The sequence below is a fragment of the Collinsella aerofaciens genome, assembly GCF_015560135.1.
Taxonomy (GTDB): domain Bacteria; phylum Actinomycetota; class Coriobacteriia; order Coriobacteriales; family Coriobacteriaceae; genus Collinsella; species Collinsella aerofaciens_AN.
This window is the reverse complement of sequence record NZ_JADMRH010000034.1, coordinates 1-10,026: the sequence shown is the minus strand read 5'-3', so window position 1 is coordinate 10,026 and position 10,026 is coordinate 1. Positions and strand designations below refer to the sequence as shown.

Annotated in this window: 9 protein-coding genes; 7 read left to right on the top strand and 2 right to left on the bottom strand. The window is 52.6% G+C overall.

Annotated elements, in window-relative coordinates; translation table 11 throughout:
• Positions 1-487 precede the first annotated feature (487 nt).
• The 3 genes from I2H19_RS09520 to ettA all read left to right on the top strand — a co-directional run bounded on the left by I2H19_RS09520 (position 488) and on the right by ettA (position 3,327).
• Entirely contained in the window at positions 488-766 is a 279-nt protein-coding gene (locus I2H19_RS09520) for an autorepressor SdpR family transcription factor (RefSeq protein WP_022094448.1), read from the top strand.
• Positions 759-1,463 carry an SdpI family protein gene (locus I2H19_RS09515; protein ID WP_195622514.1) on the top strand — a complete coding sequence of 235 codons (705 nt, stop codon included), beginning with the start codon at positions 759-761 and terminating at the stop codon, positions 1,461-1,463. Before I2H19_RS09520 ends, I2H19_RS09515 begins: the two co-directional genes overlap by 8 nt.
• A 184-nt stretch (positions 1,464-1,647) precedes the next feature.
• Entirely contained in the window at positions 1,648-3,327 is a 1,680-nt protein-coding gene (ettA, locus tag I2H19_RS09510) for an energy-dependent translational throttle protein EttA (RefSeq protein WP_055251458.1), read from the top strand.
• A gap of 60 nt (positions 3,328-3,387) precedes the next feature.
• Here the strand turns inward: ettA and I2H19_RS09505 are convergent, their stop codons facing one another.
• Both I2H19_RS09505 and I2H19_RS09500 read right to left on the bottom strand, forming a co-directional pair.
• Positions 3,388-4,677: a hypothetical protein gene (locus tag I2H19_RS09505; protein WP_195622513.1), complete on the bottom strand. Its 1,290-nt coding sequence runs from the start codon at positions 4,675-4,677 to the stop codon at positions 3,388-3,390.
• Positions 4,678-4,815: 138 nt separating this feature from the next.
• The gene (locus I2H19_RS09500) at positions 4,816-5,760 is read right to left on the bottom strand and encodes a hypothetical protein (protein WP_195622512.1); all 945 of its coding nucleotides are present in this window, start codon (positions 5,758-5,760) and stop codon (positions 4,816-4,818) included.
• A gap of 494 nt (positions 5,761-6,254) precedes the next feature.
• Between I2H19_RS09500 and I2H19_RS09495 the strand changes: the two genes are divergently transcribed.
• The 4 genes from I2H19_RS09495 (at position 6,255) to I2H19_RS09480 (ending at position 9,955) form a co-directional block, all read left to right on the top strand.
• Positions 6,255-6,536: a DUF2087 domain-containing protein gene (locus tag I2H19_RS09495; RefSeq protein WP_055251466.1), complete on the top strand. Its 282-nt coding sequence runs from the start codon at positions 6,255-6,257 to the stop codon at positions 6,534-6,536.
• On the top strand, positions 6,514-7,698 hold the full coding sequence (locus I2H19_RS09490; protein WP_229055561.1) for an MFS transporter: 1,185 nt from the start codon (positions 6,514-6,516) through the stop codon (positions 7,696-7,698). Before I2H19_RS09495 ends, I2H19_RS09490 begins: the two co-directional genes overlap by 23 nt.
• A 7-nt stretch (positions 7,699-7,705) precedes the next feature.
• Entirely contained in the window at positions 7,706-8,023 is a 318-nt protein-coding gene (locus tag I2H19_RS09485; protein WP_195622511.1) for a hypothetical protein, read from the top strand.
• Positions 8,024-8,140: 117 nt separating this feature from the next.
• On the top strand, positions 8,141-9,955 hold the full coding sequence (locus tag I2H19_RS09480; protein ID WP_195622510.1) for a B12-binding domain-containing radical SAM protein: 1,815 nt from the start codon (positions 8,141-8,143) through the stop codon (positions 9,953-9,955).
• The last annotated feature ends 71 nt before the right edge of the window (positions 9,956-10,026 follow it).

Sequence of the window (10,026 nt, the reverse complement as noted above, 5' to 3'; positions counted from 1 at the left end):
GGGTATCGGGTTCCCACATTCATCCGTACATGTGCGGATGAATGTGGGAGGTGTTCGGATGAAGTCGATAATCAAGGTATTATTCTGCCTCCATTTGAGGCCTTGGGGCATGTTGAAATGAAGCGGGGATTCGCATAAGATTGAAGCAGATGGCACCCGTGGCCGCGGGTTGGCCAACTCCGAAACACGTTTATGGCGTGAGAAGTGGTCGTCTTCGCATTACGCGGGGGCGGCTATTTCATTCGACCTCCAATGTGGATGCCGAGCTCCACAGCCGCGATTACAAGCAATAACAACGTCAGGACATCGTCAATACTCATAGTCCATCTCCTTCTCTGGTAGAGGGGAGCTGGCCCATCTGCTTCTAACGGTATTGTAACTAAAAGCGAACGAGTGTTCTATGGCTATTGCTGAATTAGATAATTAGACAAACATCTAAATATCGAGTATAGTGTGCGCGTCGAACGAACTGGTGAGAGGAGGTCTTATGCCGGGAGAGGGTTTTAAGGCGCTTGCCGATCCAACGCGACGGCGTATTTTGGAGTTGCTGCGCGAGGGCAATTGCACGGCGGGGGAGCTTGCCGAGCATTTCGATATCAGTAAGCCGTCGCTAAGCCATCACTTGGCGACGCTCAAAAATGCCGGGTTGGTGACCGACGAGCGCCATGGCCAAAACATCGTATACAGCTTAAACACCACCGTCATGCAGGATTTAATTGGCTGGTTTATGGGCTTTACAAACACTGAAGGTGATAAGGATGAATAACGAAAACAAGGGCATTCACCCCACGGGGGTATCGTCGCGCGTGTGGATTGCGCTGGTCGCTCTGTGCGCCGCCAATGTCGTAGCGCACCTCATGGTGATGCCGAGCTTGCCTGCGCAGATTCCCACGCACTGGGGCGCGAACGGCGCCGTCGACGGTTGGGGTCCTAGCTGGATGGCCTCCGCGCTCGGCGCGCTGCCTCTGGCGCTTCTCGTAATGTTCTGCGTGGTGCCGCGCATCGACCCCAAAGGTGAGGCATATCGAACCTCGGGCAAGTTCTACCAGGGCTTCGTAATCGCCTTCACCTTGTTCATGTGCGCCATAAGCTGGCTGGGAGAGCTTACGGTCTGGGGCGTGGTGCCGGCGGTCGGTTCGGTCAACGTGCTGATTTCCGGTGTTGTCGGTTTGCTGTTCATCGGCGTAGGCAACTACTTGCCGCGTGTGAAGCAGAACTATACGCTCGGTATCAAGACACCCTGGGCGCTTGCCGATCCCGAGAACTGGCGCCGTACGCAGCGTTTTGGCGGCGCCTGCTTTATGGTGCTGGGTATTGGCCTGATTGTGATGGGCGTGGCAGGTAGCGTGCTTTCGAGTGAAGTCGTCGCCGCGGTGATTGCGGCTCTGGCGTTTGGTTCGGTTGGAGCCGTTTACGTCTACTCGTATCTGTTGTGGCGCAAATCGCAGCGAGCCGCTCGTTAAGGTTGCGGAAAACTAGCGTACGCAGTTCATGGTATGTTCCGGGGGACTTTTCCCAGGTAGTATTAGGGGGTGTGGGCAACCATGCCCCTTTTTCGTTACGTTTCAGAGCTGGTTCCCTCATTTCGTTTCCACTAAAGCGAATCAAGAATAGGGAAACAGCAGGTAGAAAGGATAGAACAGGCAAATGGCAGAGTTTATCTACCAGATGTATCAGGCTCGCAAGGCCCATGGCGACAAGGTGATCCTTGACGACGTGACCCTGAGCTTCTACCCCGGTGCCAAGATCGGCGTCGTGGGCCCCAACGGTATGGGCAAGTCGACCCTGCTCAAGATTATGGCCGGCATCGAGGAGGTCTCCAACGGCGATGCCAGGCTCACTCCCGGCTACACCGTGGGCATCCTGCAGCAGGAGCCGCCGCTCGACGATGACAAGACCGTCATCGAGAACGTGCGCATGGCGTTTGGCGACATGATTGCCAAGGTCGATCGCTTCAACAAGATCGGCGAGGAGATGTGCGACCCGGATTGCGACATGGACGCCCTCATGGCCGAGATGGGCAAGCTCCAGGACGAGATCGACGCCGCCGACGGCTGGGATATCGATTCCAAGCTCGGCCAGGCCATGGACGCCCTGCAGCTGCCCGATTCCGACATGCCGGTCAACGTGCTTTCCGGCGGCGAGCGCCGTCGCGTGGCCCTGTGCAAGCTGCTGCTCGAGGCTCCCGACCTGCTGCTGCTCGATGAGCCCACCAACCACCTGGACGCTGAGTCGATCCTGTGGCTCGAGCACTTCCTGCACAACTATCAGGGCGCGGTGCTTGCCGTCACACACGATCGCTACTTCTTGGATAACGTTGCCGAGTGGATCTGCGAGGTCGACCGTGGTCACCTCTATCCCTACAAGGGCAATTACTCCACGTATCTGGAGACCAAGGCCGCGCGTATCGAGGCGCAGGGCAACCGCGACGCCAAGCTCGCCAAGCGCATGGAGGCCGAGCTCGAGTGGGTGCGCAGCTCGCCCAAGGCTCGCCAGGCCAAGAACAAGGCCCGTCTGGCTCGCTACGAGGAGATGGAGGCCGAGGCCCGCGCAAGCCAGAAGCTCGACTGGACCGACATCCGCATCCCCGTGGGCCCGCGTCTGGGCAACAAGGTGCTCGAGGCCCATCATCTGCACAAGGAGTTCGATGGCCGCGTGCTCATTGACGACCTTTCGTTCACCCTGCCGCGCAACGGCATCGTGGGCGTCATCGGCCCCAACGGTGTGGGCAAGACCACGCTGTTCAAGACTATCGTGGGCCTGGAGCCGCTGACTTCGGGCGAGCTCGAGGTGGGCGAGACCGTCAAGATCTCCTATGTCGATCAGAACCGTTCCGGCATCGACCCCGATAAGAACCTGTGGGAGGTCGTCTCGGACGGCCTGGACCACATGATGGTCGGCGAGACCGAGGTTCCGAGCCGTGCTTATGTGGCGAGCTTTGGCTTTAAGGGCCAGGACCAGCAGAAGCGCGCTGGTGTACTCTCCGGTGGCGAGCGCAACCGTCTGAACCTGGCGCTCACGCTCAAGCAGGGCGGCAATCTGCTGCTCCTCGACGAGCCCACGAACGACCTCGATGTCGAGACGCTGTCCTCGCTCGAAGCGGCGCTACTCGAGTTCCCGGGCTGCTCGGTGGTCATTAGCCACGACCGTATGTTCTTGGACCGCGTCGCCACGCACATTCTGGCGTGGGAGGGCACCGACGAGAACCCGGGCAACTGGTATTGGTTCGAGGGCAACTTCGAGGCCTATCAGGCCAACCGTATCGAGCGCCTGGGCGAGGACGCAGCCCAGCCGCATCGTATTCACCGCAAGCTGACGCGCGATTAGTCGAGCTCAGGTGACCTAACGAGAAAGGGACGATAACCTTGGGGTTATCGTCCCTTTTTGTTACTTGGTAGAAGGCTCGACTTTATCGATGATCCAGGCGGCTCCGAGACCGCCGGTGGTGTTGCGGCGGATGCGCACGATGACTTCGTGGCGCTCGCCGGCCTGCGTGTAGCGTAGGGGGAAGCTTGCGTGATTTCGCGCAGCCTCGATGGTACCGCGCTCGCGGGCGATCCAATAGTACTCGCCGACGATGCCGAGCGTGTCGGCGCCGTAGGGGAGATAGGTCGACAGCTGGTGTAGAAGCGGGCCGGGGCAGAAGACCTCGGTTGCGAAATCGACGGGGAAGTCCTTGGGGATGGTCGGCGCTACGGGTGCGGGGGCTGGGGCCGCTGTGGGTACCGAAGCCGGTGCCGGTGCGGGAATTTGGTCGCAAGCAGAGACGGGCACGGATTCGATGACGGGTGCGGGCTCCGGCGTTACTTCCGGCTTGATCTCGGAATCTGCGGGCTTTACGGTGACGGGCGCGTCTGCAACTGCGGTTTCAACCTCAACCTGCGTCGCGTTCTCATTCTCGACGCTTGACTTTGCCTCGATGGGCGTGGATGCCATGGTGGTGATGCCGGCGTTGGCGTTCTCGGGGTCATAGACGACCGTAAGCGAGATGGCGGGCTGCGGCGTCTCGGGCTCCGATGCCGCCTCGGTAGCGTCCTGTTCTGCGGGCTCTTCGGGCTGATCGTCCTCAGCCTCGTCGCCAAAGACATCGCTGTTTTGGAACGCAGGCGTCTCGGGTTGGTTGGCGGCTTCTTCGGTTGTCGACTTGGGAGCCTCGTTGAGCTCCGCGGTGGCTTCCTGCTCGGATATGACTTCGTGATCGGTCGTGGCGGCGATTTCGGTTTCGGCTTCTGCCGTTACCTCAATAGCGACTTCGATCTCGGGCTCGGGCACAGCTTCAACTACGGGTTCGGGACGCTTAACGTGCTTGGGACGCACAGCCTTGAGGTCTTTCTCGCCGCGCTTTTTCTTTTTGTAGGACTGCTTGGCTCCCTTGGCTGTCTTGGGCTTGTCCTCGCCCTTGGCAAGGGCGGCATCCCAGGCCTCGTTGGCGATGACGGTGGCATACAGGCGGCCGCCCTTAAAGACGGTCAGCTTAATGCAGTCGTCGAGTTCCTCGAGCAACTCGCGCGTGGACTCGAAGCCCAGGTCATAAGCGGCCATGTCGCCGGCGGCGAGCGCCTCCTCGACCTGCGTCATAAACGTTTGCTTACCGCACCCAATCGCGTCGCGCAGCAGGCGATACAGATAGATGTGGTTGCCCAGTGAGAGCGTGGGCTTAACTATTGTCTTGCTCATGGCAAATCTCCTCTTTACACACCAAAGCATCTTACCATCGCACGGGGCGTGCTATCTCGGCACCCAAAGCAAACGGGCGCGACCGTTGCCGGTTCGCGCCCGTTATACAGGTCGGTTCTCTATGAGAGGCAAACGTGCTTAGTTGCCCGATGCCGTGCCTTGGCTCGAGCTGTCAGATGTCGTGCCGGACGCGGTTCCACTCGAGCTGTTGGTGCTGCTGTTGTCGGTAGATTCCGTGCCCGATGTATTGCCGCTCGTCTGGTCGCCCGTGCTCGGCTGAGAGCCGTCAGTCGTTTGGCTTGAGTCGGTCGTGCCGGATTGCGTGCCGCTGTTAGCCGTAGAGGAATCGACGCCCTGCGATTGATCGGGGGTGTTCGATGAGGAGTCGGTGGATACGGAGTTGCCCTGCGGGTCGTCCTGCTGGCTTTGCGATTGACCGGAGTTATCCGCGTCGTGCTCGGTCGTGTGCGACGAAAGGATTGGCTCGGGACGCTCGCCCAGGCCCTCACCGGCCGTAGTGATAAGGATGGCGCCGGCGCAGGCGATGACCGCGACGATGGCGATGGCGATCGAGAAGACGATGACCTTCTTTTGCGTCTGGCTGCGCTCTGCCGCCGCCTTGGCGCGCAGGCTGTTGGGGGCGACACGCGCCGTGGTCGCGCGTCCCGCAACCTGGCGCATCTCCTGCGTGGTCGCGGCGCCACCTAGGTGCTCCTCGGCATCAACCTCAACGGGCTTATAGGCGCCGGCGGGGTAGTCGACGTCGGCGTGCGTACCTTTGAGGGCTTTGGCGCTGGCAGAGATAAAGTGGCGGTAGACCTGCGAGGACACAACGGTGATGACCGAGCTCACGGCGGCGCCAATTACTGAACCCGCGATACCGATCTTGGAGGCAAGTGCAACGCTCGTGGCGGCAGCTGCGGCGCCGGCGATGATCTGGGGAATGGAAATGTCGTCAAACAGGCCCTTTTTGGGCGCGATGGCCATGGTCTGTCCGATGGAATGGTTCTCGTGCACGCCGTTGTTGAGCGATGCCGGCGTCATGACGCGCGTGCGCGGCGCGTCGGTGTACTTGGTTGTCATACGGGGTCCTCCCGGTGTAAATCTGCTTCGTTTCGTGTAGCCATCAGGGTACCCACCAGATGTGAATCGTACGTGACATTTAACAGATACCATCAACTCATCAAGGGGGGCTTGCTGTCTTTGGTGCAATAGCTTGATGCTAAACTGGATTTACGATTGCGAGGTGGTTTACGTGATGTACCCATATATGACATTCGAAGACGGTACCGAGGTCGTTCATTCTGACCTGATAACAGATGGGGATATCGAAAAGGTTATCGTGCATTTTGAACGACCGACGGCAGAGGGCTTCGACTCCGCTCGTTGTGAGTTGCCTTCCTGTTCGTGGACTGACTGGGAAGGGCATTTTACTCAGAGTGAAAAACGAGCTTTCGAAGAGTGTTTGAGCAAATCATTTAGATTAGTTCGAGTTTAGTTCGAATATAGAAGCCGAATGAGATGACCTAAAGCGTATGCATTTTTAGTATTAGATGCGTATGAAATGGAGGATGTGAATGGATGAGCTAATAGACTTTAAAAAACGATTTCTCAAGAATGGCGAGCTGGTTTCAATTCCAAAAAAGGAAAGCTATAAAAGAATCATGCTGCTATGGGCCGTCTCTTTCTTTGAATTAAATACAAGTTATACGGAGCTTCAGGTTAATCGTGTGCTGTCACAGCTCTATCCTGATTATGCCGTGTTGAGGCGGTACTTGGTTGATTATGGATTCCTATTAAGGGATGAACGAGGCCTGAAATACGAGGTTAATCGTGATGTTCACGGTATTGAGAGCTAGCCATCCGGTTCGGGTCCTATATATTGCTAGAGGGATAAGCGAAATAGGCAATTGGTGTGCGAATATTGCTTTGCCAATGCTGATTTACGAGGTAACTCACGATGTTTCTGCAACTGCTTTGATGGTCTGCTGCAGATTTGCCCCCTCTCTGTTTTCAGTTGCGCTCGCGCAGCTGCCTCAGAAGATGGGTATCGGGACACTGCAGGCCATGAGATTGGCAGACTTAATTCGCGCGGGATTATTCGTTTGCTATATTTTTGTTGATAGTAAATGGAGTATGTTTGCTATTACGTGCGCGGTATCGCTTTGCCGAACGGTTGAAATGCCCTGCTTTTACTCGTTGTTAAGAGCCAATACGAATAGTATCAATCGCGACGTAATTAATAATTCGTTTGGGTTTCTGCAGAATTTGATGATGGTTCTGGGGCCAGTTGCCGGCGGTTTTGTTGTCGCTCAATTTGGGGCGGAGGCTGTTCTTGCATTAGACGCGCTTTCTTTTGCCGCGTCGTTCTGGTTGCTGCGAGATGTTCCGTCGGTTATCGAGGTTAATGATAAAGAGGGGATAAGCAAAAATGAAAAAAACAGGACTGCATTTAGTGATCTTAGCGCGAAGCACTTGGCAATTGGTTTCCTATTAATCGATATTTCTAGTGGCGTGGCATTCGGCTCTCTGAATTCTCTTTTGCCAGCTATAGCGCAATTGCAATTTGACTCGTCATCGATACAATACGGATTCCTTCAGAGTAGTCTTACAATCGGACTGTTGTTCGGAAATACAATATATGGTCGTTTAATCAGTGGTTCCGATTGCGTTAAATCATATTGTTTTGTGACGTATCTTGCGCTCGGTGCGTATCTGGCGTTTGGCTATCGCTATGCGTCTGGGATATCGTTTATTTTCCTTTTTATCGTCGGTGCCGGAAACGCCATTCAAGATGTGCTTCTCATAACATCGCTGCAGGATTTGGCGAGAGACGGATCTGAATCGATAAGCCTGTTTTCAATTAGGGAGTCTTTGCAATCGGTTGCTGTTGTTATTTCAACACTCCTTGTTTCGCTGTTCACGAGCATCGCGATGTTCTCAATTCTCGTTACAGGACTTGGTGTATTTTCAATTATGATGGTAGTTGTGTTTCAATTGAATTATTTGCGAAAGATGTGACGTTGATATGCCTAAAACGCTTTTAGTATTTCCCCCAGGATGGAGTCCAGTGGGGCCGTATCTTGCCTTGCCTGTTTTGAAGTCATATCTTCAAGAGGTTGAACAATACAAAGTTGACATTGTTGACTTAAACGTGGAATTTTACGATGACCTCCTATCTTTTAGACATGTCGAAGAGTGCTGTAAAAGGTATCGGGAATCAAAGGATTCGTTTAGTTCGAATGTTCAATTAACAATCGAGTTGATACAAAAGTCAGCACTTAATGTTGACGAAGCAAAAGATATTTTCAGATCAAAGAGATACTTTAATCTAAAAGAAAGATAATATGCTGAAAACATTTTTAGAAATGCACTCTATATCATAAATCACGTCTCATATGGAGTTAAATACACGTTCAACTCCATAGATCTGCCCTATGATTATTATTCGACACCAGAAATAATGAAATCGCTTGCGGATACCTTGCATAATCCGTTTATTTCCTTCTATGAAACTGCCTTTCTTAAGCGTATTCAGAGGGAAAAAATCGAGTTTATTGGGATTTCGGTGAGCGGCTGTTTCCAATTGATTTCCGCAGTTACGTTAGCGAAACTGATTAAAGAAGAATGTCCATCTGTTAAACACGTCTCATTGGGCGGCAATTACATTACTCGTTTAGCAGATGACTGCATGAAAGAATGGCATCCCTTTTTTGAATACATTGATTCGATAATGATGTATGACGGCGAAGAGCCGCTTGCACGTCTTCTTGAGGCTCTTGACTCTGGTGATGACAATCTCGACTGTGTTCCAAACCTTTGCCATGCTAAAGGTGGAAAGATATATAAAAACCATCGGATTGAGCAAACATTTATCAACGATACAGTTCCCGATTTCGATGGCTTCGCCCTTTCTAAATACTTCATGCCTGAGTTAATATTGCCGGTTTATTCCTCTAGGCAGTGTTTTAATCATTGCGCCTTCTGCACCATTCCCGGTGCTACTGGTGGTTGTTACCGAAAGATGCCCATATCGAGAGTATTTGAAATAATGTGTCGGTTAAATGAAAAATACGGCACGAGAGTTTTCTCTTTTGTGGATGAAACATTCGAAGGCAAAAGAATGGAGCAACTCGCGGATGAAATAAACGCATCGGGAAAAACGTTTTTCTGGCATGGAGAAACGAGGTTCTCTCCAACCCTAAGTACAGACGTTTTCAACAAGATATACCAAAGTGGATGTAGGCAGATTCAGTTTGGCCTCGAGTCATACAACCAAAGAGTTCTTGATCTAATGAAGAAGAACACGAGAGTTGATTGGATTGATCGCAATATCCATGATTGTCTCAATGCGGGTATTCCTGTTCATCTATTCTTTATGATTGGCTTTCCGACCGAAACTAAAGAAGAGGCTCTGAACACCTTAGCTTATACAGAGAATGTTTTGAATTATTCAAAACAGGTATGTGGTGTTCCATATTCCACGAGAGGATTTACGAATTTTGGTCTCGTTATGGGGTCGGATGTTTGGAATCATCCCGATAAGTATGGTGTCTCTGTAATGCCGAAGTCCCAATATGAGGATTTGCGCCTCGAAGTGGATTATGTTTCAGGCACTGGTTTAACTTTAAATGAAGCAAAATCCTTATCTGATGAGCATCATATTGATTTTTATATGCAAGAGGTCATAAACGGTAGCGACACAATTGACTTGCCCCAGCGGCTTCATATTTCAGAGGTGACCTGGATCCTAGATTCTATTCACGCTGTCAGGTATAAGGGACATTTGACCAAAGTAAAGCGACGGCTAACTAGTCTAAATCCAGCTGATCGAATCTGGCTGGATTCCAAGACCTCTGTCGTGCTCGTTGAGCCATTTGCCTACTTCTATAATTCTGAATACCATCATGTCTATGCTGTTTCCCAGTTGGTATACCTTAAGTTGGCCCGTTTATTGGAGGCTGATTGTAGCATTTCTCTTATCCTTGATCAGGGCGATCTCGAGCTGACAAGGGCGATAGAAGAACTGTTGCATTATGGATTGCTGAATACAAATATCGATGCCGATTATGTAATGCACGATAATGGTTTTCAATTGGTTAAAAGTTCGTTTGTGAAAGAAGTCGGACGCTCAAAAGAGGGGTTAAGAGTACTGCTGAGTTGTGCCACCCATAGAATGTGTGCGGTTAATGATTTTTCGTTCGCTTTGCTTTCGTTGTTTGAAAAGCCGATTACTAAGAACGAGGTGCGCGACATTTTGAAAAAAGAGGGAGGTTGATTTTCAATCTCAACGCAACAGCCTGAACGGACCCCGCGTTTCCGCAGCTAGCGCAACGCGGAAATAGCTCC

Coding starts and splice junctions, on each gene's coding strand:
- I2H19_RS09500 (WP_195622512.1), bottom strand. CDS start 5,760: ATGACAACCAAGTACACCGACGCGCCGCGCACGCGCGTCATGACGCCG.
- I2H19_RS09515 (WP_195622514.1), top strand. CDS start 759: ATGAATAACGAAAACAAGGGCATTCACCCCACGGGGGTATCGTCGCGC.
- I2H19_RS09520 (WP_022094448.1), top strand. CDS start 488: ATGCCGGGAGAGGGTTTTAAGGCGCTTGCCGATCCAACGCGACGGCGT.
- I2H19_RS09505 (WP_195622513.1), bottom strand. CDS start 4,677: ATGAGCAAGACAATAGTTAAGCCCACGCTCTCACTGGGCAACCACATC.
- I2H19_RS09490 (WP_229055561.1), top strand. CDS start 6,514: ATGTTCACGGTATTGAGAGCTAGCCATCCGGTTCGGGTCCTATATATT.
- I2H19_RS09480 (WP_195622510.1), top strand. CDS start 8,141: ATGAAATCGCTTGCGGATACCTTGCATAATCCGTTTATTTCCTTCTAT.
- ettA (WP_055251458.1), top strand. CDS start 1,648: ATGGCAGAGTTTATCTACCAGATGTATCAGGCTCGCAAGGCCCATGGC.
- I2H19_RS09495 (WP_055251466.1), top strand. CDS start 6,255: ATGGATGAGCTAATAGACTTTAAAAAACGATTTCTCAAGAATGGCGAG.
- I2H19_RS09485 (WP_195622511.1), top strand. CDS start 7,706: ATGCCTAAAACGCTTTTAGTATTTCCCCCAGGATGGAGTCCAGTGGGG.